We start from the raw sequence: 23,055 nt of genomic DNA, 5'->3' as shown, positions 1-23,055 counted from the left end.
TTCAGGGCTGGCCGGCTTCGATCTCGTCGGCGGCGCGGGCCAGGATGGCGGCGATGCGGCGCTGTTCGTCGGCGGAGGCCTCGCTGCGCTGGGTCAGCGCGCGCTTGATGCGCAGGCGCGCCTCGACGAACTCGGGCAGCCAGCCGCCCTGCTCCGGCTCGCGCTGGGGCTCGCCGCTCATGGCGCGGCGCATGAAGTCCATCTTGCGCGCCACGTGGCGCAGCCGGGCGACCATGTGCTCGAGCCGCTCGCGGTTCTCGGCCAGATAGGCGCGGCCCGCATCGGCCAGTTCATAGCGCTTCTTGTTGCCTTCGGTGATGACCGTGGCGTAGCCGAGGTCTTCGAGGAAGGTCAGCGCGGGATAGACCACGCCCGGGCTCGGCTTGTAGAAGCCCCCGGTGCGCGCCTCCAGCGCCTTGATCAGCTCGTAGCCGTGCGACGGCTTTTCCTCGAGCAGCGACAGCAGCAGCAATTGCAGGTCTTCCGCGCTGAACTTGCGGCCCCGGCGCCAGCTATCGCCATCGAAACCATCGCCGCCCTCAAAATCCGGGCCGCCCCCCTGCGACCAGAAACCGCCGCCCCGGCGGGACATGGCGTGCTTGCCGAAGCGGTGGCCGCAGCCGTCGTGGGCGCGGTGATGATGGTGGTCACCGAAGGGAGAACCGAAGGGAAATCCAAAGAGATGTCGCATGCTGCACTCCGTTGCTTGGGTACGAATATATCGTACGACGTATCGTAAGATATATATCGTACGATATAAAGTCAAGCCCAAAGCGATTCTGCCTTTGCTGTCACAATGCGACGCAAACCACGGAGGAGACGCGATGCCTGACAAGAAAGCCATCCTGGTAGTCGGTGCCGGAGACGCCACAGGGGGGGCCATTGCCCGCCGCTTTGCGCGCGAGGGCTATATCGCCTGCGTGACCCGGCGCAGCGCGGACAAGCTCGCGCCACTGGTGGACCAGATCCGCGCCGAAGGCGGCGAGGCCCACGCATTCGGCTGCGACGCCCGCAAGGAAGAAGACACCGTGGCGCTGATCGAACGCATCGAGCACGACATCGCCCCGCTGGAAGTGGCCGTGTTCAACATCGGCGCCAACGTCAACTTCCCTATCCTGGAGACCACCTCGCGCGTCTACTTCAAGGTGTGGGAGATGGCCTGCTTCGGCGGCTTCCTGATGGGCCGCGAGGCCGCGCGGGCGATGCTGCCGCGCCAGCGGGGCTCGATCTTCTTCACCGGCGCCACGGCCAGCGTGCGCGGGCGCGACGGCATGTCCGCGTTCGCCGGCGCCAAGCACGCGTTGCGGGCGCTGGCGCAGAGCATGGCGCGCGAACTGGGGCCGCAGGGCATTCACGTGGCGCACCTGATCGTCGATGCCGCCATCGACACCGCCTTTATCCGCGAGACCTTTCCAGACCGCTACGCGGCCAAGGCGCGCGACGGCATCGTCAATCCCGACCACATCGCCGATACCTACTGGATGCTGCACCAGCAGCCGCGCGATGCCTGGACCCACGAGCTGGACATCCGCCCGTGGATCGAGCACTGGTAGCCCCACCCCGCCGCCCCGGACAACCGTCACAAACTACAACGGAGACATGCGATGACCAAGCAGGTGGAGTTCTTCTTCGACTTCGGTAGCCCCTATTCCTACCTGGCGTACAAGGAACTGCCGCGCGTGGCGGCCCGCACCGGTGCCACCATCGTCTGGCGCCCGATGCTGCTGGGCGGCGTGTTCAAGGCGACCGGCAACCACAGCCCGGCCGACATCCCGCTCAAGTCGCAATGGTCGAAGACGGACACCGAGCACTGGGCGCGCCGCTACGACGTGCCGTTCCGCCACAACCCCCATTTCCCGATCAACACGCTGGCGCTGATGCGCGGCGCCATCGGCTACCAGCGCCAGGGCCCGGACGCCTTCGCGCGCTACGTGGACGCGATCTTCCGTGCGATGTGGGAGGACGGCCGCAACCTCAACGATCCGCAGGAGATCGGAAAAGTGCTGGTCGATGCAGGGATGGATCCCCGGCAGGCGCTGGCCATGCTCGATGACCCCGAAGTCAAGGCCGAACTCAAGCGGGTGACGGAGGAAGCCGTGGCGCGCGGCATTTTCGGCGCGCCCAGCTTTATCGTCGATGGGGAGCTGTTCTGGGGCAACGACCGCCTGCTGTTCGTCGAAGAACGGCTGGCGGCGTAATGCCTGCTAATTAATACAGTTTCAAGCCGCCAGACGGAACACCGTCACGGCCGCCGCCAGCTGGTTGGCCTGCGCTTCGAGCGAGTCGGCCGCCGCGGCGGCCTGCTCCACGAGCGCGGCGTTCTGCTGGTTGACCTGCTCCATCTGGGACACCGCCTCGCTGACCTGCGTGATGCCGCTGGACTGCTCCTGCGACGCCGCCGAGATCTCGTTGACGGTGGCCGCCAGCCGCTGCACCGCGCCGACGATCTCGCCGATGGTGTTGCCGGCCTGCTCCACCTGGGTGCTGCCGGCGTCCACGCGTTCCACCGATGAATCGATCAGCGCCTTGATTTCCTTGGCGGCGCCGGCGCTGCGCTGCGCCAGCGCGCGCACCTCGCCCGCCACCACGGCAAAGCCCCGGCCCTGCTCGCCCGCGCGCGCCGCTTCCACGGCGGCATTCAGCGCGAGGATGTTGGTCTGGAAGGCAATGCCGTCGATCACGCCGATGATGTCGACGATCTTCTGCGAACTCGTGTTGATGTCGCTCATGGTCTGCACCACGCCGCGCACCACGTCGCCGCCGCGCTGGGCGAGGTCCGCCGCGTCGCGCGCCAGCGCGCTGGCCCGGGTGGCGCTCTCCGCGTTATTGCCCACGGTGGAGGTCAGTTCCTCCATGCTGGCGGCGGTCTGCTCCAGCGCCGACGACTGTTCCTCGGTGCGCGAGGACAGGTCGGTATTTCCCGCCGCGATCTCGCGCGCGCCGGTGGTCACGGCATCGGAACCCGCGCGCACCTTCCGCACGGTCTCGGTCAGGCCGGCACGCATGCGGGCCAGCGCGTCCAGCAGTTGCCCAATCTCGTTGCGGCCAGCCGGCGGCACGGTCATGGTCAGGTCGCCATCGGCCACGCGCATGATCAGTTGGCAGGCGGCGTTGAGCGGCGCCACCACCAGCCGGCGCAGCGCTACGTGCACCGCCACGATCAGCAGCACCGACGCCACCAGGCCCATCCCCACCAGCACCAGCACGCGCTGGAAGCGGTTGCGGCCCGTAGCCACGGCCTCGTCGTTATGCTGTTCGGCGAATTTCTGGAAGCGCTCCACGCCGGCCGAGTACTTCCCGCCGGAAGCGGTGATGTCCTTGTCGTTGATCGCCGCGTAGGCCGCCGGATCATTGTTGCGCAGTGCCTCGAGCGCGCGCTGGACGGCATCCATATGGGCACGGCCGGCGCCGATGATCTCGTCGCGCGCGCCGGCTTCCAGGCCCTCGATGGGCGCGGCCTTCTCGAAGGCGTTCAGCTCATCGGCGGATTTGCGCATCGACTTCTCGGCGCTGGCGATGGCGTCGGCGTTCACCGCGCCGGACTCCTTGGCGGAGCTGTACGCGCGGGTCAGGGCCGAGCGCGCGCGCGTCATGTCCTTATAGGCGTCGTTGATCAGCAGCGCGCGCGTGGCCACCACGTGAATGCGCTCGGAAGCGCCGCTTGCTGCACGTAGCTCGGTCACGCCCAGCGCGGCGCCAAACAGGATCATCAGTCCGAAGACCACCAGGGTGGCCAGCAGGCCATGGCGAATACTGAGGTTATTCATGGGGCAGGTTGTTCGTTGGATCGATGGAGTACCGATCAGGCTTAACGACCCACCCCCTTAAACCTTGAGCGACGCCTGCACGCCATTTGCGTTACATCAAATTGCGAGATTGCAAACCGCTCAGACGTAGGCGATCAGCCGGCCCGCGCAGATCACCAGCCCCCAGGTCAGCAGCGACACCATGGCACAGGCGCGCGCCCCCGTGGGCGGCGGCCGGCCGATGTCCCAGCTCGCGCCGGCGGGCGCGGCATGCAACTGCCGGTAAGGCCCCTGATGGAACCAGAGCGCGTTGGCCAGCCCGAGCCCGATCAGCACGATCTTGATCAGGAAGGCGCGATTGACGATCAGTTCATCGGCATGCGCCAGGAACAGCAGCGCCCCGCTGGCCACCACGGCGAGAAAGCCCGCCACCGAGGCCGGCAGCGCATGGCGCAGCAGCGTGGTGACCGGCAACTGGCGCCCCAGCCCGGCCAGCCGCAGGTCCACCACGACGATGGACCCGAACAGCAGCGCCATGCCGGCCAGATGCACGATCTCGATGATCGGATACGCCCAGGACGACGCGCGCAGCGCCACCGAGATCGGCCACGCGGCGAGCGTGGCGCCCCACTCGCCAAGTGCCTCCATCGGCACTCAGCGCAGTTCCACGGTCTGGCCGCCGTCGAGCGTGATGCGCTCCACGCGCATCTCGTCGGCCTTTTCCTTGCTCTGGTAGCCGACCATGGTCACCTGCTTGCCCACGGCCACCTTCTCCTGCGTGGCGCCCCGCGACTCCATGCGCGACACCGGCGCCAGCACGGCGAACCAGCGCTTGCCCTCCGCATCCACGCGGATCGTGGCGTGCGGGTTCTCGTAGTGGCTCTCCACCACCTTGCCGGTCACGGTCAGCGGCTTGGTCTGGTCATAGGTGGACCAGCCATGATGGGCGATGGCCGGCAGGCTGGCCATCGCGAGCAGGACGGCGGCGAGGCGCAGGGGCTTCGAGCGGAACGTCGGTAGATGCATGGTGACCTCCAGGGTGACTACGGGTAGATACAGGGTGGATGGATCAGTGCAGCGTCGAACTGGCTGCCTGCGCCTGCGACGTCCGCCGTGCGCGGCCGGCCAGCGCGGCGAGGCTCGGGTTCATCGGCTTCAGCGCGGCACGCTCGGCCACCAGCGCGGCGGCGAGGTTGGCGTGGCGGCCGCGCAGGGCCGCTTCGATCAGGGTCAGCGCGAAGACGTCGCGCTGGGCATGGCTGCCGCCGAAGCGATGGGTGAGAATGCGCACCGGCATCAGCAGCGTCACCGTGGCGGCATAGTCGCCGCGCGCGAAGGCGATCATCGCGTCGGCCACGGGCAGGCCCACGTCGCGCGACATCATCGCATTGGTGCCCTGCCCGATCGCCGCGCCCGCCATGGCCGCGCGGATCTCGGCCACGGCGTCTTCGCGGCCCGCGCCCAGGCACGCCATGATGGCGTGCACATCGTTGAAGGCGTAGTAGCCGGCGGCGCCGCGCGTGTACCAGTCGTCGGCCAGCGCGGCCCAGCGCGCGCCCGCGTCCACACCGCGCAGGTGCAGGCGCCACAGCAGCGCGGCACCATCGACCAGATCGAGCGCAATGGCCGGCGCGGGCCGGTTGAGGTGGACGTCGTAGAGCGCCAGTACTTCGTCGTAGCGCTCCTGCTCGAGCAGGAACAGGGCCAGATGCCACCAGTTATGTACCGCCAGCATGTTGTCTTCGGACCAGTCCGATACGCGCGTGTGCAGCCAGGCCGCGCCATCGTCCAGCCGGCCCTGCATCTCCATCACATGCGCCACGGCGTGGATCGCCCACGGATCGCGCGGGTTCAGCGCCACCGCCTCGCGGCCACGCGCCTCGGCGTCTTCATAGCGATTGGATTCCTCGAGCCCGAAGGCATGCATGCCGAGCAGGTAGCCGTAGCCGGGCACATGCTTATCCCAGTGGGGCAGTACCTGCGCGATGCGGTCGCGCAGCATCGACGACTGGCCGAGCAGGAAATCGCCCAGATGAGCCACCTGCACGGCGAGGATGTCGCGCGGATAGTCGATGGCGATGTCGCCGTAGGCCTGCACCGACTCGGCGAACCGCCCATCCAGCCAGGCGCGCGCGGCGGCCAGATGGCGGCGCTCGCGCGGGTTGGCGCGGTCGCCCAATGCCTCGCCTGCCTCCACGCTCTCGCGCAGCAGCGGCACGGCGGTGCCGTCGCCCGAGGTCACCATCAGCGCGGCGCGCAGCGCGTGACCCATGGCGAAGTCGGGGTGTTCGGCCAGGGCGGCATCGACCGCCGCGAGTGGATCGCCGTAGTAGCCATGCAGAAGCGCCAGCCCGGTCTCGTAGTGCGCGAGCGCTTCGGGATGATCAGCTGTGACCTCCAGGCCTCTTGCATCATGTGCCATGGCGCCCTCCCGGTTTGGGTCCGCATCGGCGCGGACTTCCTCATCGTAGTGGAATCGCGCGTGCTACGCTTCCGCTCCGGCCCCATTCATCACATCTTCGCTGCTCATGCCCCTGCCTTTCGATTTGCCGCCCGCCGCCACCCCTGGCCAGTCCGTCGATGCCATCGACACACCGTCCCTGATCGTCGACCTCGACCCCTTCACGCGCAACGTGGCGCGGATGCAGGACGCCGCCGACCGCGCCGGCGTGAAGCTGCGCCCGCACGCCAAGGCGCACAAGTGCCCCGAGATTGCGCTGGCGCAGATCGCGCGCGGCGCGGTGGGCATCTGCTGCCAGAAGGTCAGCGAGGCCGTGCCCTTCGTGGCGGCCGGCGTGACGGACATCCATATCAGTAACGAGATTGCGTCGCCGGCCAAGGCGGCGCTGCTGGCCGAGTTGGCCCGCCATGCGCGCCTCAGCGTGTGTGTGGACGATGCATCACAAATTGACGCCCTGGCGGTAGCCACCGAAGCCGCCGGCACACAGCTCGATGTCTTCATCGAGATCGATGTCGGCCAGGGCCGCTGCGGCGTGGCCGATGCCCCGGCGGCCATCGCGCTGGCGGAAAGAATCGCCGCCCAGCCCCGCCTGTCCCTGCGCGGTTTGCAGGCGTACCACGGCGGTATCCAGCATCTGCGCGACTGGGCGGCCCGCCGCGACGCCGCCGCGCAAGCTGCCGAACGCACCGGCGCCGTGCTGGCGAAGCTGGCGGCAGCGGGCGTGCAGTGCGAGGTGGTAACGGGGGGCGGCAGCGGCAGCGTGGAGTTCGACCTCGGCAGCGGCGTCTACACCGAGATCCAGCCGGGCTCGTACGTGTTCATGGATGCCGACTACGGCAGCAACGCCTATCCCGGTGCGCTGCGCTTCGAACACAGCCTGTTTATCGCCACGACGGTGATGAGCGTGGCCGCCGGCGACCGCGTCATCCTCGATGCGGGGCTGAAGTCGATGGCGGTGGATTCGGGGTTGCCGTGGATCTGGGCCGATGGCGCGGCGTCCGAGGCGCTGGAGTACGTGGCGGCGAACGACGAGCATGGCATCGTCAAACCCCGCCAGGCGGGCAACGTCGCCGCCCTGCCGGCGCTGGGCAGCCGCGTGCTGCTGGTGCCGGGTCATTGCGACCCGACCCTCAATCTCTACGATGCACTGGTGACGGTGCGCGGCGGCGTGGTGGAAGCGGTGTGGCCGGTGGCCGCGCGCGGCTTCAGCCGCTGACGGGGTGAGCTAGGCGAGCTGGGCGGCCAGCTCGTTGAGATCGGCCGTGGTCCATTCGCGGCCGGTCCACGCCTCGAAGCGCAGTTCGGACAGCGGAATCTCGGTCAGCGTGCCGATCCAGTCGGTGGGCGCGGCGCCGCAGCGCAGGCCGGCGGCGACCATCGCCATGGCATCGGGCACTTCGATATCGGCCACGCGCGTGACCGTCGGCCACGGCAGCAGGCGCGAGTCATTGGCGGCGATGCCAAACCGGTAGAGCCCAAAGCGCGCATGCAGGGCAGCCCGCGAGAGCGCGTGACGCGCCTCGCTCAGGCCATCGTCCTGGGTGGCGGATGGATCCCATTGCTGATTGCGCGAAAACCAGAGGATGTCGTGCTCGCCCGGACGCGCGGGACGGCCGTGGGCCATCGCGGGCCGCAGCCGTCCCGACCGCGCAATTGCGGCCAGTGGCGTACCCACGGTGTAATGCCAGACGTAACGTGATTCGGTGTTCATGTACCGCTCCTGCAAGCCCTTCCGCATTGCAGAATGGGGGCGGAAAGCCTTGCTAACAAGCAAGGTCATGCCACGTTGCAAGTGCAACAAAAATGCGTTTGTGGGGGGGGCTATCCAATGTGCCGGTCCTGCAGCCCGGTCTGGGCAAGGATCTTCCCGAGTCCGGCAGTCTGACAGGTAAACGGGATTCGGGGGCAAATTGGAGGAAACCTTCCAAACACCATAGCACAGGACTTGGTGCGACGCAGCAACTGACGCCGTCAAATGTGCGTCAGGCGCCCTTTGGGGCCAAATCCGCGAATGTCCGTATCAGGATTCTTGGGGCATATGTCACCGCCGGGACAAGGCGGGACCGTACGCTGCGAAGCGCATCGCGAGCCACGCGAACGACGCGAGCAACGCATAGGGCGCTTGACGGCCCCCGTCCCTCCCCACCGCAAGAGAATCCAGACCATGCACGACATCCGCACCCTTGCACGCCTTGCCCACGTGCGGCCACCCAAAGCCCCGCGCCCCCTGGCCGGGCTGGCCGCCGCCCTGCTGCTCTGCGCGGCGCTGACCGCCTGTGGCGGCGACGACACCCCGCCCACCCCCGGACAACCGGGCGGCGGCACCCCGACCCAGCCGGGCGAGCCCACGGTCAAGCCCCAGATGAAGTGCGCGCCCTGAAGCGCCGCGATCCCACCTCCTCGAATCCAGAACCGCTCAGGGCAGAACTCGACATGAACTCCAGCAGCCGACGCAATTTTCTCAAGATGGCAGGCGGCAGTGCCGCCGCAACCGCCGCGCTCGCCGCGTTTCCGCCGGCTATTCGCCGCGCACTGGCCATTCCGGCCAACAACGTCAACAAGTCGATCCAGGACGTGCAGTACGTGGTGATCCTGATGCAGGAAAACCGCTCGTTCGACAACTACTTCGGCACCTTCAAGGGCGTGCGGGGCTTCGGTGACCGCTTCCCGATCCCGCTGCCGGGCGGCCGCAACGTCTTCCAGCAGACCTACGCCAGCGGCAACACCAACCGCGTGGTGCTGCCGTACCACCTGGACAGCACCGCCGGCAACGCCCAGCGCGTGAGCGGCACCCCGCACAGCCAGCCGGACGGCCAGGCCGCCTGGGACCTGGGCCGCATGAGCGCCTGGCCGACCTCCAAGCAGCGCCAGTCGATGGGTTACTACAAGCAGAAGGAGGTGGAATTCCAGTTCGCGCTGGCCGACGCCTTCACGCTGTGCGATGCCTACCACTGCAGCTTCCACGGCGGCACCAACACCAACCGCCTGTTCCACTGGACCGGCACCAACGACCCGTTCGGCCAGAAGGGCGGCCCGGTGATCGACAACAGCGGCGACTCGCTCGACGCCACCGGCATCAACTACACCTGGACGACCTACCCGGAACGCCTGCAGACCGCCGGCGTGACCTGGAAGGTCTACCAGAACATGCCGGACAACTTCACCGACAACCCGCTGGCCGGCTTCGCCCAGTACCGCGCCGCCAACGCCGCGCTCGGCAACGCGGCCAACGGTGCGCCCTACCCGGCCTACACGGCGGCCAACGACACCGTGAACCCGCTGTTCAAAGGCATCGCCAACACCATGCCGGACGGCGGCTTCCTGCAGGCGCTGCGCGACGACATCGCCGCCGGCACGCTGCCGCAGGTATCGTGGATCGTGGCACCGGCCACGTACTCGGAGCACCCGGGGCCGTCGAGCCCGGTCCAGGGCGCCTGGTACACCCAGGAGGTGCTCAACGCGCTGACGGCCAACCCGGACATCTGGAGCAAGACCGTCCTGCTGATCAATTTCGACGAAAACGACGGTTTCTTCGACCACGTGCCGCCGCCCTGCGCGCCGGCGCTGGATGCGGCGGGCAAGCCCGTCGGCGCTACCACGATGGACGCCGCCACCGAGTACTACAGCGTGGACAAGACCCCGTTCGGCCCCGGTCCGCGCGTGCCGATGTACGTGGTGTCGCCGTGGAGCCGTGGCGGCTGGGTCAACTCGCAGGCGTTCGACCACACCTCGGTGCTGCGCTTCCTCGAACAGCGATTCGGCGTGCAGGAGACCAACATCAGCCCCTATCGCCGCGCGGTGATGGGCGACATGATGACTGCGTTCGACTTCATCAACCCGAACGGCACCACGTCGATCTCCTTCACGGGCCTCGACAAGACCGGCGCGGACGCCCAGCGCACCCAGCAGGAAGCGCTGGCGCAGATTCCCACCCCGACCGTGGCGGCGCAGACCATGCCGACGCAGGCCAGCGGCACGCGGCCCTCGCGCGCGCTGCCGTACACGCTGCACACCAGCGGGCTGGAAGATCCGGTCAACCGCGCCATGGTCCTCAAGTTCCGCAATGACGGCACGCAGGCCGCAGTGTTCCATGTGTACGATCGCCTGCACCTGGGCAGCGTGCCGCGCCGCTATGCGGTGGAGGCGGGCAAGGGCATCGACGCCACCTGGGATGTCTACGCCACGGACAGCGGCCGCTATGACCTCTGGGTACTGGGCCCGAATGGCTACCATCGCGCCTTTATCGGCGACGTGAGCGCCCAGAAGGAAGCCGGCGGCGGCGCCGCGCCGGAGATCCGCGTGTGCTACGAGGAATCCGACGAGCCCAAGGTCTGGCTGACGCTGATCAACCGCGGCACGACGGCCTGTACGTTCACGGTGGTGCCCAACGCCTACCGCACGGACGGCCCGTGGACCTTCGAGCTGCCCGCCGGCAAGGAACTCGACCAGCCCTTCCCGGTGAAGTCGCAGGGCAACTGGTATGACTTCACGGTGACCACCCAGCAGGGCGGCTTCTCGCGCCGCTTTGCCGGCCGCCTGGAGAACGGCACCCACACGGTGTCCGATCCGGCGATGGGGAGCTAAACCAGCGTCCGGCGTTCTCCCCTCTCCCTTTGGGGAGGGGGGAACGCCGTCATACTCACCACTGTCACATTGCCGGGCTAGGCTCGCGGGTTCGTCCTGAACTCGATGGGAGCCCCATGCTTGGCGATCTGCTGATGACGTTCTATGAAGTGGCGCGACAAGGCAGCATCACGAGCGCGGCCCGGCAGCTGCGCCTCAGCCAGCCCACCGTCACCGGCCGCATCCGCCAGCTGGAAGTGCTCTACGGCGTGGAACTGTTCCACCGCCGCGCCAGCCGGCTCGACCTCAGCGACGTCGGCGTGGCCCTCATGCCGCTGGCCGAGCAGATGATGCAGCAGGAGGGCGAGGCCGATTTCCTGCTCCGCAACGCCGGCAACCTGCGGCTGGGCAGCCTGCGGATTGGCGCCACTGGCCCCTATTACATCCTGCGCAGCGTGGCCGCGTTCCGGGAGCGCTACCCGGCCGTGGCGATCAGCATCGAGATCGGCAATTCCCGGCAGATGCTCGACGCGCTGTTCGAATACCGGATCGATGCCGCGGTGTCGTCGCACGCGGTGGACGACGACCGGCTCTCCCGCGTCATGCTCGCCGCCGACCCGATGGTGCTGGTCGCCCATCCGCTCCACCCGCTGGCGCGCCGTCCGCGTGTGGAGGTGGCCGAACTGGCCACCTGCCACCTGATCGTGCGCGAACAAGGGTCGATGACCCGCGAGGCCACCGAGGCCGCGCTGGGCGCGGTGGGCATCGACCTCCCGCCCCATACCGTGATCGGCAGCCGCGAAGCCATCTGCGAGGCGATCCGGCACAACCTCGGTGCCAGCGTGATGCCCGTGGGCGAGGTCCCGCGCGACCCCGCGCTCTGCGTGGTGCCCTTCGCCAGCCAGGCGCCGGTCATCCACGAATATCTCTACAGCCTCAAGATCCGCAGCGGGACACGGCTGGTGCGCGCGCTGCTGGATTGCCTGGTCCTGCCGGGCAGCGCGGCGCAACGGCATTGCGAGGTTCTGCAACCTGCACCTATATTGAACTGAGTTGACCTGAGTTGACTGAGTTGACCTGAGTTGACCTGAGCCTCACGCCCCCACCGCACCGCCCCCAAGGACCCCCTCCGCCGATGACCGACCCGGGCCGCCCCAGCTTTCCCGAGTACGACCAGTTGCTGACGCTGCTGGAATTGGGCGCCCCGTGGTTCCGGTCGCGCGTGGCGTGCGAGGTAACCGTGGACGGCCGCTCATTTGGGGTCCATGTGGCGGCGCTGGGCACGGACGCGCCCGACGCGCCGGCCATCGGCATCTTCGGCGGCATTCACGGGCTCGAGCGCATCGGCACTCAGTTGGTGCTGGACTACATGCGCTCGCTGCTGTGCCGCCTGCAATGGGACGAACTGCTCCACCGCGAGCTACAGGCCGTGAAGCTGGTCTTCATGCCGATCGTCAACCCCGGCGGCATGTACGCGGCCACGCGCGCCAATCCCCGGGGTGTGGACTTGATGCGCAACGCGCCGCAGAACGCCGATGCGCGCGTGCCCTTCCTGGCCGGCGGGCAGCGCCTCGGCGCCTGGCTGCCGTGGTATCGCGGCCGCGCCGGCGCGCCGATGGAGCCCGAGGCTGCCGCGCTGCTGCGCGTGGTGGAGGACGAACTGCTGGGCCGGCCGCTCAGTTTCGCGGTGGATTGCCATTCCGGCTATGGCTGGCGCGACAGCATCTGGTTCCCCTACGCGCGCACCCACGCGCCGATGGCGCACCTGCCCGAGATGTACCTGCTCAAGACCATGTTCGAGCAGGCCCACCCGCACCACGGCTACGCCTTCGAACCCCAGAGCCATCAGTACCTGCTGCACGGCGACCTGTGGGACTACGCCTACGACCGCGCGCCGGCGGGCACGTTGTTCCTGCCGATGACGCTGGAGCTGGGCTCGTGGCTGTGGATCAAGAAGAATCCCCGCCAGCTTTTCTCGCGCGCGGGCATTTTCAATCCCATCAAGGCTCACCGCACGGCGCGCGTGCTGCGCCGGCATGTGAGCCTGTTCGATTTCCTCGGGCGCACCGCCTTCGCCCCGGAGCGATGGCTGCCCCGGGGCGACCATCGACAGCAGTTGCTGGCGCAGGCAAGCGCGCACTGGCAAGACCGGAAACCGGCACCATGAACCCGTGGATCTTCCTGCGCGGCCTCACCCGCGAATCGCGGCACTGGGGCGACCTGCCGGCGCTATGGACCGCTCGCGGCCTGGGCCACCCGTCCCTGATCGACCTGCCCGGCAACGGCACCGCCCGCCACGCGATGGTGCCCGTCGACGTGCGCGGCATCATGGAAGCCGTACGCGCCACGGCCCGCGCCGACGGGGTGGCCGCGCCATGCCGCATCCTGGCGATGTCGCTCGGCGCCATGGTCGCCACCGAATGGGCCCAAAGCTACCCCGGGGAAGTGGCCGGACTGGTGCTGATCAACACGAGCATGCGTCCCTTCAGCACCATGCCGCAGCGCCTGCGCCCCCAGAACTGGGCCGCGCTCATCGGCATGGCCAACCACTGGCACGACCGCGCCCGCTGCGAGCGCACGGTCCACCGGCTGACCTGCGAACGGATGGACACCCGCGACGCCGACCTGGCGACGTGGGTCACCATCGGCCAATCCGCCCCGGTCACCCGCGCGGCGGCCCTCCGCCAACTGCTGGCCGCCGCCCGCTACCGCGCGGCCCCCTCCGCCCCGCCCTGCCCCACGCTGATCCTCTCCTCGGACGCCGACCGTCTGGTCAACCCGATCTGCTCGACCCGCATCGCGGCGGCCTGGCAGGCGCAGCACCTCCGCCACCCGTGGGCGGGACATGACCTGCCGCATGACGATGGGGGGTGGTTGTGCGCGATGGTCGAGAAGAACGGTCCTCTTTGATCTGCTGCCGGGACACGGCGTCGAGGCGCGTTGCCTGTTCGGGTGCAATTCCCAGTTCGAGAAACAAAAACCGCCGGAGGCCTTGCGGCCATCCGGCGGTTTTTTATGCAGCGACTACGTCAGGCGCAGGTCTTGCCGAGCAGTGCGGCGGCGCGTTTGTTGCACAGGGCGCCGAGCAGGGTTTCGGCGGCGGCTTCGAGGCGCTCCTGCGTGCCGAACAGGCGCGCGGCGATCAGGCCGCTTTGGAGCGCGCCATACAGTACTTGCGCGAGCATTTCGGGCGGCACGGGGTACAAGGTCTCGCGCTGCTCCTGGCCACGTTCGAGCAGCTTGGCGAGCCAGGCCTCGTTGATGTGATAGAAATCCTTGAGCACCTTGTGCACGGGCTCGGGCAGGGACAGCACCTCGGTGGAGAGCATGCCGGCCAGGCAGATCTGGTCAGATCCGCAGGTGGCGCGCAGCGGCTCCAGGTACTGGCGGGCCTGTTCCAGCACCGGCAGTTCGGGGTCGATATTGCGCAGGCGCTCGACGATGCGCGCGCTGTATTCCTTCACCGCTTCCAGGACGAGGTCGTCCTTGGACGGAAAGTAATAGTGGATGCTGGAGGTCTTGACCCCCACCAGCTCGGCCAGATCGCGGTAACTGAAGCCATTGAAACCACGGCGGCGAATCAGTACCAGCGTGTGTTCGAGCAGCTGCTCACGGACGGGTTGGGTTTTCATGGGGCAAAGTTTATCTACACGCAGATAGATACTCAACCGGGATTACCCCGATGTCAACGTCAGGAAGGCCGGCACCCTTTTGGGGCGCCGGCCGGTACCGCTTGCCGCGATCCGCGGCGGGGCGATGGTAGAAATGCTTTAAGCGGTTTCGACAGCCGAATCATCCGCGCGGCCCGGTTCGGCGGAGACGCCGGTGCGGTCGCGGCCGGCCACGGTGTGGGTGCCGTCGGTGTACGGGTCGAACTTGCCGGCGCGGGCGCCATCGGAGAACGGGCTGCGCTGATCATTCACGCGGGCGCCGTCCACGAACGGGTTGCGGGGGCGATGTACGTCGCGGGCACCGTCGCTGTACGGGCTGCGTGCGTCGTTCACGCGGTAGCCGTAACCGTAGGCTTCACCGGTCTGGTTGCTGGCGGGAGCGGCCTGGGCAGCGCCCGTGACGAAGGCGGCGGCGAGAGCGGCGGCACTGAGGATGGTCTTGGCGTTCATGGTGAAGCTCCTTGTATTGGCTGCGTTTGCCGGGGCTACCTTCCGATGCTATCTACCACTAGATAGATATTTTGGCTCTGGAAGGCCCCGTTCGAGGTCTTGCTCAGACCACCGCTTGGTTTGTGCGGCGAGTCCATGGGTTGGATAATATCTACTGGTAGATAGACAAGCAAGGCGAATCTGGGGATCGCGCCGAAAACTTATTTATGAGGCCGATAGCCTGTCTCTCTTGCGGCCGGCGCCCCGGCCCATCGGGTGCTAGGCTTATCACATCCCCCGCGCCCCGGCCCGCCATGTCTGCCCCGCTGCCCACTCCGCCCGCTGCTGGCTCCCGTCCCCTGAAACGCTGGGTTGCCGGCGTGGCTGGCGTCGCAGTGGCCGCAAGTCTAGGCCGCTGGCTGGTCTTCCGGATGATGGAAAGTGACGCTTTCGTCACTATCCCGATCGGGGATGTCACCCCCGACCACCTCGGCGTGCCGTCCCGCCAGTACACCTTCGCCAGCGGGGATCGCACGCTGCACGCCTCGTTCGTCGCCGCGCCCGATCCGAGCGGCCCGGCGCTGTGCGTGTTTCACGGCGATTCCGAATCCCTGACCGACTGGGCGCCGGTCCAGGCCATGCTCCACGCGGCCGGCATCGGCTCCTTCGTGTTCGATTACAGCGGCTATGGCGCGAGTACCGGGCGGCCCTCGGTGCGCAACCTGCGTCAGGACGCGCTGGCCGGCTACCTCCAGTTCATCGCCGCCACGCCGGCTGCGGCGCGGCGCCACGTGATGGGCTATTCGCTGGGAAGTGGGATTCTGCTCGATGTGATTGGCCGGCTGCGGCCCAGCCCGGACGGCGCCGTGATTGGCGCCGGTTTCCGCTCCGCGCGTGCGGCGGCGGTGGTCACGGGGCGGGTGCCCGCGTGGCTGGCGTGGATGCTGCCGGAGCCGTGGAACAACGCCGCGCGCATCCGCAAGCTGCGCATGCCGCTGCTGCTGATCCACAGCCGGCAGGACCAGACCATCCCGTTCAGCCATGGCGAATATCTGGCGCGGATGGCGCGCGCGCCGAGCCGGCTCGAGATCTTCGAGGACCTGCCCCACAACGCCGCCATCGAACCTGCGCACGCGCAGGCGTTCTGGGCGCCGGTGATCGCCTATCTCCAGAGCGGCGACCTGGGCGTCGCCGCCGCGCCGGACATCGCCCCTTAGATATTAGGTATCAGATATGAGTAAAGTCAGGCGCGCGCCAGCCTGGCCTGGACGCCTAGCGACTGGCGTGCCGCCGGCCGGACCGGCTCGTCGTCGAGCTTGAACTCGCCCACCACATGCTGGAGTTGCTGGGCCTGCTCGGCCAGCGCCGCAGACGCCGCGGCGGCCTCTTCCACCAGCGCGGCGTTCTGCTGCGTCACCTCGTCCATCTGCGCCACCGCCTCGTTGACCTGCTCGATGCCGCCGCTCTGGTGCTCGGAGGCCTCGGCGATCTCGCCCAGGATCTGGGTCACATGCCGCACCGACTGGACGATTTCCGCCATGGTCTGACCGGCCTGCCCCACCAGCGACGAGCCCGACTCCACCTGCCGCGCCGAATCGTTGATCAGCACGTTGATTTCCTTGGCCGCCGCCGCGCTGCGCTGGGCCAGGGTGCGCACCTCGCCCGCCACCACGGCGAAGCCGCGCCCCTGCTCACCCGCGCGTGCCGCTTCCACGGCGGCGTTCAGCGCCAGGATATTGGTCTGGAAGGCGATGCCCTCGATCACGGCGATGATGTCCGTCACCTTGCGGGAGCTGGCGCTGATGGCCTGCATGGTCTCCACGACATTGCCGACGATGGCGCCGCCGCGCTCGGCCACGCCAGACGCGGACGCCGCCAGCCCGTTGGCCGTGCGTGCGCGCTCGGTGTTCTGCTTCACCATGGCGGTCAGCTCGCTCATGCTGGATGCCGTTTCCTCGAGCGTGGCGGCCTGTTCCTCGGTGCGCTGGGACAGATCGGTATTGCCAGCGGCAATCTGGTGCGACGCCGACGAGATCGAATCGCTGGACGCCTTGATGCGCGTGACCAGGTCCGTCAGCATGTCCTCCATCTCGCCCAGCCCGCCCAGCAGGCGGCCGAAATCGCCGCCCCGCTCGGTCTCGAATTCCTTGCTGAGGTCGCCCGCCGCCACGGTTTCGGCGATGAACTCGGCCTCCTTGAGCGGGATCTCGATGGCGCGCGTCAGGCGGAACCAGCACACCACGCTAGCCAGCAGCACGGCGCCGCCCAGGCCCCAGATCCAGGTGCGGGTGTTGTCCTCGTTCGGGGGCACAGCCTGAGCCGTGGCGGCGGGCTTGTCCGGCGCGGCCGCCGCGCGCTGCTCCAGCTCGCCAATGCGCCCGAGCGCCAGTGTCATCATGACCGCCACCAACAGCACGACCACGCCAAACGCCGCGCCCAGCCGCGTACGCATACTCAAGTTGTCCCAAGCCATGATGCCGTCCGCTCCTCGTAGTGCCCCGCTGTTCGTCGTTGCGTGTCGGGGCTATCGATGGGCTAACGGCCAGTCGGGTCCGGGACTTTAGGCCGGGCATGCCCCACGGAAGGGGGATGTGGCGCAAGGGTGGCTTTTAGTCGAACTTAGTCGATCAATGCGGCGGCGTCGCGGTAGTCGGCGTCCCACGCCGTGGCCAGCGCGCGGCAGCGGCCGAGCGCCACGGCGCGTCGCTCCACGTCGACGACCACCACGTGATCGGCCCAGGCGGGCCGGGGCGGCAGTTCACCGCTGCGCCCATCGGTCAGCAGCCAGAGCCAGCGCCGCTGCATCGGCCGGTGGCGGGCCTGCGCCTCGAGCAACTGGCCGGCGCGCGCCACGCCCAGCGCCAGCGGGGTGCCGCCGCCGCCGGCAATCGGGCGGATCCAGTCGGCGTTCCAGTACCGTGCGCGCGACGGCGCGAGCCGCACTTCGGCCTGCTGTCCGGCAAAGCAGACCAGCGCCACGTCCGCGCGGGACTGGTAGGCGCGCTCCAGCAGCCGCACGAGCACGCCCTTGGCCAGCGCGAGCTGCTCGCCCTGCGTCATCGAGCCGGAACAGTCGAGCGCCACGCAGTGGAGCACGCCAGCGCGTGCATCGGCCCGCCGGTGGCGCAGGTGCTCGGCGGCCAGCCGCGCCTGCCGCTTGGCCGCCAGCGTGCGCGGCCAGTGGATGCGCGCCCCGGGCACGCCCGCGCCCGGTGTGGCGGGACGTGGCATCGGACGCGGAGTCTGCCACCGGTTGCCGCCTTGCCGGACCTGCCCGGCGGCCTGCCGGTGGCTCAGGCTTTTTTTGGCGGGCGATTCCCGAAGGCGCGCAGCGGCTTGATGCTGGCGATGCCGGCGGCGGTGTCAGCCGGGGGCGGCATGGCGCCCCACGGGTTGTCCTGCGGCGCGGGCGCCGTGGCACGCTCCCCGGCCGATTCCACTTGGCCAGCTTCGGGGGATGCCGGCGACCCCGCATGGCGACGATGATGGAGCACCAGCTCCGCCACGGCATCCACATGCGCCACGGTCACCGCCGGGGCGCCGTCCCACGCGGCCAGCGCGCGTGCGGCGCGCAGCATGACGAGGTCCGCCCGCACGCCATCCACCGCCGCCGCCAGGCACAGCGCGCTGACATGGGCGTGCACGGCATCGGAGAAATCCAGCCCGCCGAGCGCGCCGCGCGCCCGGGCGACCTGCGCCGCCAGCGCCTGCTGGGCCGTCGCCACGGCGGCGCGGAACGCCTCCGGGTCGGTATCGAACGCCAGCCGGGCGCGCACGATGGCCTGCCGCGTGGCCGGGTCGGCGTAGTTGTCGAGCGCCAGCGCGAGGCCGAAGCGGTCGAGCAGCTGCGGGCGCAACTCGCCCTCCTCCGGATTCATCGTGCCGACGAGCACGAAGCGCGCCGCGTGCTGATGGGACACGCCATCGCGCTCCACCACGTTCACGCCGCTGGCCGCCACGTCGAGCAGCTGGTCCACCAGCGGGTCCGGCAGCAGGTTGACCTCATCCACATACAACACGCCCTCGTGCGCGCGCGCCAGCAGGCCCGGCGCGAAGCGCACCTCGCCCTGCTGCAGCACGTGGCTCAGGTCCAGCGTGCCGGTTAGCTGTTCCTCGCTGGCGCCCAGCGGCAGCGTGACGAAGTGGCCATGCGGCAGCAGCTCCGCCAGCGCGCGCGCCGCCGTGGACTTGGCCGTGCCGCGCGGCCCGGTGACCAGTACGCCGCCGATGCCGGGATCGACGGCAGCCAGCAGCAACGCCTGTTGCAGCCGCGCCTGGCCGACCAGGGCGCTGAACGGAAACGGATGTCGCACGACGGTGACGGGACTCATAAGGATTGACCTTCGATGCGCTGCTCGTTATCGAGCAGATGTTGTTCGATCCGGCCGCGCTGGGCGCCCGGTTCTTGCCAGAGCCCGCGTTCCATGGCCTCCAGCAGCCGCTCGCAGATGCCTTGCAGCGCGCGCGGATTGTGCCGGGCGAGGAATTCGCGATTGACGGGATCGTGGACGTAGGCGTCCGCCACCAGCGCGTACTGGTGGTCGCCCACCACGCGCGTCGTGGCATCGTAGCCGAACAGGTAGTCCACGGTGGCGGCCATCTCGAACGCGCCCTTGTAGCCGTGCCGGCGCGCGCCATCCATCCACTTGGGATTGACCACCCGCGCCCGGATCACGCGGGCGATTTCCTCGCCCAGCGTACGCACGCGCGGCGCGGCCGGGTTGGCGTGATCGCCGTGGTAAATCGCCGGCTGTTCGCCGCCCAGATGCCGCACGGCGGCCACCATGCCGCCCTGGAACTGGTAGTAGTCGTTGGCGTCGAGCAGGTCGTGCTCGTGGTTGTCCTGGTTCTGCACCACGGCGTCGATCTCGGCCAGCCGGGTGGCGAAGGCGTCACGCGCGTCGATGCCATCGGCACGCTGCCCGTAGGCGTAACCACCCGCGTGCAGGTAGGCGTGGGCGAGGTCCGCGTCGTCCTGCCACTGGCGGCCGTCGATCAGGGCCTGGAGGCCGGTGCCGTAGTCGCCGGGTCTTGCGCCGAAGACGCGCCACCCGGCGCGCTCGCGCGCCTCGTCCGGCGCGGCGCCCTCGGCTTGCAGCCGCGCCTGCTCCGCCAGCACGCGGGCGCGGATCGGGTTGACGTCCGCCGGCTCGTCGAGATCCGCCACGGCGCGCACGGCGGCGTCGAACAGCGCCACGAGGTTGGAGAAGGCATCGCGGAAGAAGCCGGACACGCGCAGCGTCACGTCCACGCGCGGGCGGCCGAAGTTGGCCATCGGCAGGATCTCGAAGTCCACCACGCGATGGCTGCCCTGCGCCCACTTGGGCCGCACGCCGAGCAGGGCCATGGCCTGGGCGATGTCGTCGCCGCCGGTGCGCATGGTCGCCGTGCCCCAGACCGACAGGCCCACCGCGCGCGGATATTCGCCGTGTTCCTGCAGGTGCCGTTCGATCAGCAGGTTGGCCGCGCGCAGGCCGAGCGTCCACGCCGTGCGCGTGGGCACCGCACGGGTATCCACCGAATAGAAGTTGCGGCCGGTGGGCAGCACATCCGGCCGGCCGCGCGAGGGCGCCCCGCTCGGGCCGGGTGGCACGAAGCGCCCGGCGAGGCCGCGCATTAGCTGCGTCAGTTCCTGTGCGCCGCAGGCGTCCAGCCGTGGCGCCACTTCCTGGCGCAGCCGGGCGAGAACCTGCGCGGTGTGCGGCAGGGGTGCCTCGTCGTCCAGCCCCCCGTCAAGCAGGCGCAGTGCCAGCATTTCCAGCCGCTCGCGCGTGTCGCCATGGTGGCGCCACGGGCCGGCGTCGATGTCCGCCAGCAGCGCCGGGCGTGGCCCCAGCCACGGCGCGGCCCAGTCGGCGTCGAGCGGGTCGAAGTCGTCGCCCAGCGAGAGGTCGGCGCCCATCGCCGACAGCAGCCCCGCCCGGGCGTCCCGGCCATCGCCCACCGGAAAACGCGCCAGCGCCGCCAGCGTGTCCCGGCGCTGCACGCCGGCCGGAGACTGGCCGAACACGTGCAGGCCATCGCGGATCTGCGACTCCTTGAGTTCGCACAGCCACGCATCGGTGCGATTCAGCAGCGCGTCTTCCTCCTCGCCGCCGGCCGGCGCCGCCAGCCCCAGTTCCGTGTGCAGCTGCTGGCCGACAATCGTCGCCAGGATCTCCTTGCGCAGCAGCCGGGCGCGGCGCGCGTCCACGGTCAGCGCCTCGTAGTACTCGTCCACCTGCCGCTCCAGATCCTGCAGCGGCCCGTAGTTCTCGGCGCGCGTGAGCGGCGGCATCAGGTGATCGATGATCACGGCCTGCGTGCGGCGCTTGGCCTGCGCGCCCTCGCCCGGATCATTGACGATAAACGGGTACAGGTGCGGCAGCGGACCGAGGATGGCGTCCGGCCAGCAGGCGTCGGAGAGCGCCACGCTCTTGCCCGGCAGCCATTCGAGGTTGCCGTGCTTGCCCACGTGCACGATGGCGTCGATGCCGAACACGTGGCGCAGCCAGAAGTAGAACGCGAGGTAGCCGTGCGGCGGCACGAGTTCGGCATCGTGATAGCTGGCGTAGCCATCCAGGCCATCGCCGTCCACCCCATAGGCGCGCGCGGGTTGAATGCCGACGAACACCTGCCCGGTGCGCACGCCGGCGATCATGAAGCGGCCCTGACGCACCATCGGGTCGGCTTCGGGCGCGCCCCAACGCGCGGTCATCGCGTCCTGAAGCGCCGCCGGCAGCGCCGCCAGCCAGCGCCGGTAGTCGTCCACCGTCACGCTCTGGAACGCGGGCCGCACGGCGTGCTGGTCGAGGTCGTTGGTGATGCCGCGCGTCAGGCCCTGCATCAGCGCATCGCCGTTCTCCGGCAGCGCGTCGATGGCGTAGCCCTCGGCATGGAGGGCGGCCAGGATGTGCACGACCGACGCCGGCGTATCGAGCCCCACGCCGTTGCCGATGCGCCCTTCGCTGGCCGGATAGTTGGCCAGCACCAGCGCCACGCGCTTCCCGGCGTTGGGCAGCGTGCGGAGCCGGCACCAGCGGTGCGCCAGTTCCGCCACAAAGCGCACGCGCTCCGCGTCCGGCTGGTATTGCACGATGTCCGCCTCGGTGTGCGGGCAGCGGTAGGCCAGCCCCTTGAAGCTGACCGCGCGCGTGATGATCCGCCCGTCGACCTCGGGCAGCGCGATGTGCATCGCCACGTCGCGCGTGCCCAGCCCCTGGCTGTCGGCGAGCCAGTCCTCGCGATTGCCGCCGCTCAGGATCACCTGGAGTACCGGGGCATCGTTGGCGAGCGGGGCGTCCGCCTCGCCATCGACGCTGTCGAGCGAGGCGACGGCGAACGCCGTGGTGTTGAGGACGAGCGCCACCTCGTGCGCATCGCACAGGCGCTGGAGCACTTCACGGCAGAGCGGTGCCTTCAGCGAGGTCACCGCCAGCGGCAGCGGGCGCAGGCCGGCATCGAGCAAGGCATCGGCGATGGCGTCGAAGACGGCCGTGTTGCCGGCCTGCAGGTGCGAGCGGTAGAACAGCAGCGCCACCACGGGGGCGTCGTCGGCCAGCCCGTGGGCGGCCCAGCGCGCGGCCCAGTCCTCGACGGTGGCGACCGTCCGTTCCGGGTGATGGATGGCGGCTTCGGGCAGCACCTGCGGCGGCAGCGCGGGTGTGCCCCAGCCGAAGGCATGGTGAGCCAGACAGCGGAAAAACTGCTCGGCGTTGCCGGCGCCGCCTTCGCGCAGGTAGTGCCAGAGCTGATGGGACAGCGCGGCGGGCGCGTTGCCGTGCCGGGCGAGGTTGTCGTCCTCGGCCAGATCGCCGGACCCCATCACCAGCAACTGGCCACGCGCGCGGGCCAGTTCCGGCAGCCGCTCCAGCCCGTAAGCCCAGTCGTTGACGCCGCCCAGATGGTCCACCACCACCACGCGCGCGTGCTGGAGCACTTCGTCGATATAGAGATCGAGCGAGGCCGGCTGGCGCAGGTACATCTGGTTGGCCAGCCGCACGGACGGGTAACCGGGGCCGAGGCGCGGCACCGCGCCGGCCAGCAGCGACAGCGTGGTATCTGCCGCGCTCAGGACGACGATCTCGCCGGGCGTCTGCGCGATGCGCAGCACGACAGCGCTGTCCTCGACAAAGCCGCCGGGCCGGGTGGACAGCAGGTGCATGGGTCAGCGCGCCGACAGCGCGGCGCTGCCGAGGAAGCCGGC

21 protein-coding genes are annotated in these 23,055 nt (G+C 69.2%); 9 read left to right on the top strand and 12 right to left on the bottom strand.

The window, feature by feature from the left end; all coding sequences use genetic code 11:
- Position 1: 1 nt before the first annotated feature.
- Positions 2-691, bottom strand: coding sequence for a PadR family transcriptional regulator (locus tag AC1EJR_RS16570; RefSeq protein WP_092297198.1), 690 nt, complete (start codon positions 689-691; stop codon positions 2-4).
- Between the two features lie 133 nt (positions 692-824).
- On the opposite strand from AC1EJR_RS16570, the gene AC1EJR_RS16565 reads away from it, so the two are divergent.
- Both AC1EJR_RS16565 and AC1EJR_RS16560 read left to right on the top strand, forming a co-directional pair.
- Positions 825-1,553, top strand: a complete 729-nt coding sequence (locus tag AC1EJR_RS16565) for an SDR family oxidoreductase (RefSeq protein WP_092297195.1) — start codon at positions 825-827, stop codon at positions 1,551-1,553.
- A gap of 51 nt (positions 1,554-1,604) precedes the next feature.
- The gene (locus tag AC1EJR_RS16560; protein WP_092297192.1) at positions 1,605-2,198 is read left to right on the top strand and encodes a 2-hydroxychromene-2-carboxylate isomerase; all 594 of its coding nucleotides are present in this window, start codon (positions 1,605-1,607) and stop codon (positions 2,196-2,198) included.
- 21 nt (positions 2,199-2,219) lie between these two features.
- Here AC1EJR_RS16560 and AC1EJR_RS16555 read toward each other — a convergent pair whose 3' ends face one another.
- The 4 genes from AC1EJR_RS16555 to AC1EJR_RS16540 all read right to left on the bottom strand — a co-directional run bounded on the left by AC1EJR_RS16555 (position 2,220) and on the right by AC1EJR_RS16540 (position 6,168).
- The gene (locus tag AC1EJR_RS16555) at positions 2,220-3,767 is read right to left on the bottom strand and encodes a methyl-accepting chemotaxis protein (RefSeq protein WP_454757696.1); all 1,548 of its coding nucleotides are present in this window, start codon (positions 3,765-3,767) and stop codon (positions 2,220-2,222) included.
- Positions 3,768-3,887: 120 nt separating this feature from the next.
- Positions 3,888-4,394, bottom strand: coding sequence for a hypothetical protein (locus tag AC1EJR_RS16550; protein WP_092297187.1), 507 nt, complete (start codon positions 4,392-4,394; stop codon positions 3,888-3,890).
- 6 nt (positions 4,395-4,400) lie between these two features.
- The gene (locus AC1EJR_RS16545) at positions 4,401-4,772 is read right to left on the bottom strand and encodes a DUF6152 family protein (protein WP_441592897.1); all 372 of its coding nucleotides are present in this window, start codon (positions 4,770-4,772) and stop codon (positions 4,401-4,403) included.
- A 43-nt stretch (positions 4,773-4,815) separates the two neighbouring features.
- Positions 4,816-6,168 carry a tetratricopeptide repeat protein gene (locus AC1EJR_RS16540; RefSeq protein WP_477113408.1) on the bottom strand — a complete coding sequence of 451 codons (1,353 nt, stop codon included), beginning with the start codon at positions 6,166-6,168 and terminating at the stop codon, positions 4,816-4,818.
- 106 nt (positions 6,169-6,274) lie between these two features.
- Between AC1EJR_RS16540 and AC1EJR_RS16535 the strand changes: the two genes are divergently transcribed.
- Positions 6,275-7,423, top strand: coding sequence for a DSD1 family PLP-dependent enzyme (locus AC1EJR_RS16535; protein WP_477113407.1), 1,149 nt, complete (start codon positions 6,275-6,277; stop codon positions 7,421-7,423).
- A gap of 9 nt (positions 7,424-7,432) precedes the next feature.
- On the opposite strand, the gene AC1EJR_RS16530 is transcribed toward AC1EJR_RS16535, so the two are convergent.
- Positions 7,433-7,918 carry a hypothetical protein gene (locus AC1EJR_RS16530; RefSeq protein WP_092297174.1) on the bottom strand — a complete coding sequence of 162 codons (486 nt, stop codon included), beginning with the start codon at positions 7,916-7,918 and terminating at the stop codon, positions 7,433-7,435.
- Positions 7,919-8,371: 453 nt separating this feature from the next.
- On the opposite strand from AC1EJR_RS16530, the gene AC1EJR_RS16525 reads away from it, so the two are divergent.
- From AC1EJR_RS16525 to AC1EJR_RS16505, 5 genes are all read left to right on the top strand, one after another.
- Complete coding sequence (locus tag AC1EJR_RS16525; RefSeq protein ID WP_255370894.1) at positions 8,372-8,587, top strand: hypothetical protein; 216 nt, start codon at positions 8,372-8,374, stop codon at positions 8,585-8,587.
- Positions 8,588-8,640: 53 nt separating this feature from the next.
- Complete coding sequence (locus AC1EJR_RS16520) at positions 8,641-10,791, top strand: phosphocholine-specific phospholipase C (RefSeq protein ID WP_441644272.1); 2,151 nt, start codon at positions 8,641-8,643, stop codon at positions 10,789-10,791.
- Positions 10,792-10,907: 116 nt separating this feature from the next.
- Entirely contained in the window at positions 10,908-11,822 is a 915-nt protein-coding gene (locus AC1EJR_RS16515; protein ID WP_092297168.1) for a LysR substrate-binding domain-containing protein, read from the top strand.
- Positions 11,823-11,905: 83 nt separating this feature from the next.
- Positions 11,906-12,937, top strand: coding sequence for a M14 family zinc carboxypeptidase (locus AC1EJR_RS16510; protein ID WP_092297165.1), 1,032 nt, complete (start codon positions 11,906-11,908; stop codon positions 12,935-12,937).
- Positions 12,934-13,680: an alpha/beta fold hydrolase gene (locus AC1EJR_RS16505; protein WP_477113406.1), complete on the top strand. Its 747-nt coding sequence runs from the start codon at positions 12,934-12,936 to the stop codon at positions 13,678-13,680. The genes AC1EJR_RS16510 and AC1EJR_RS16505 overlap by 4 nt, the downstream gene beginning before the upstream one ends.
- 119 nt (positions 13,681-13,799) lie before the next feature.
- Here the strand turns inward: AC1EJR_RS16505 and AC1EJR_RS16500 are convergent, their stop codons facing one another.
- Together AC1EJR_RS16500 and AC1EJR_RS16495 are read right to left on the bottom strand one after the other, a co-directional pair.
- A complete protein-coding gene (locus AC1EJR_RS16500) occupies positions 13,800-14,402 on the bottom strand; it encodes a TetR/AcrR family transcriptional regulator (protein WP_092297160.1) in 603 nt (200 codons plus the stop codon).
- Between the two features lie 138 nt (positions 14,403-14,540).
- Positions 14,541-14,891, bottom strand: a complete 351-nt coding sequence (locus tag AC1EJR_RS16495; protein WP_092297157.1) for a hypothetical protein — start codon at positions 14,889-14,891, stop codon at positions 14,541-14,543.
- 374 nt (positions 14,892-15,265) lie between these two features.
- Between AC1EJR_RS16495 and AC1EJR_RS16490 the strand changes: the two genes are divergently transcribed.
- Entirely contained in the window at positions 15,266-16,087 is an 822-nt protein-coding gene (locus AC1EJR_RS16490; RefSeq protein ID WP_477113405.1) for an alpha/beta hydrolase, read from the top strand.
- 26 nt (positions 16,088-16,113) lie between these two features.
- Here the strand turns inward: AC1EJR_RS16490 and AC1EJR_RS16485 are convergent, their stop codons facing one another.
- The 4 genes from AC1EJR_RS16485 to cobN form a co-directional block, all read right to left on the bottom strand.
- Entirely contained in the window at positions 16,114-17,343 is a 1,230-nt protein-coding gene (locus tag AC1EJR_RS16485) for a methyl-accepting chemotaxis protein (protein WP_369823496.1), read from the bottom strand.
- A gap of 146 nt (positions 17,344-17,489) precedes the next feature.
- Positions 17,490-18,101, bottom strand: coding sequence for a vWA domain-containing protein (locus tag AC1EJR_RS16480; protein ID WP_092297147.1), 612 nt, complete (start codon positions 18,099-18,101; stop codon positions 17,490-17,492).
- A gap of 62 nt (positions 18,102-18,163) precedes the next feature.
- Entirely contained in the window at positions 18,164-19,201 is a 1,038-nt protein-coding gene (locus tag AC1EJR_RS16475; protein WP_092297144.1) for a magnesium chelatase ATPase subunit I, read from the bottom strand.
- A complete protein-coding gene (cobN, locus tag AC1EJR_RS16470) occupies positions 19,198-23,013 on the bottom strand; it encodes a cobaltochelatase subunit CobN (RefSeq protein WP_454757691.1) in 3,816 nt (1,271 codons plus the stop codon). The genes AC1EJR_RS16475 and cobN overlap by 4 nt, the downstream gene beginning before the upstream one ends.
- Positions 23,014-23,055: the final 42 nt, after the last annotated feature.

The sequence above is a fragment of the Cupriavidus sp. 05T42 genome (assembly GCF_056396345.1).
The sequence above is the reverse complement of the archived record's forward strand: the minus strand, read 5'-3'. Positions and strand labels throughout refer to the sequence as shown.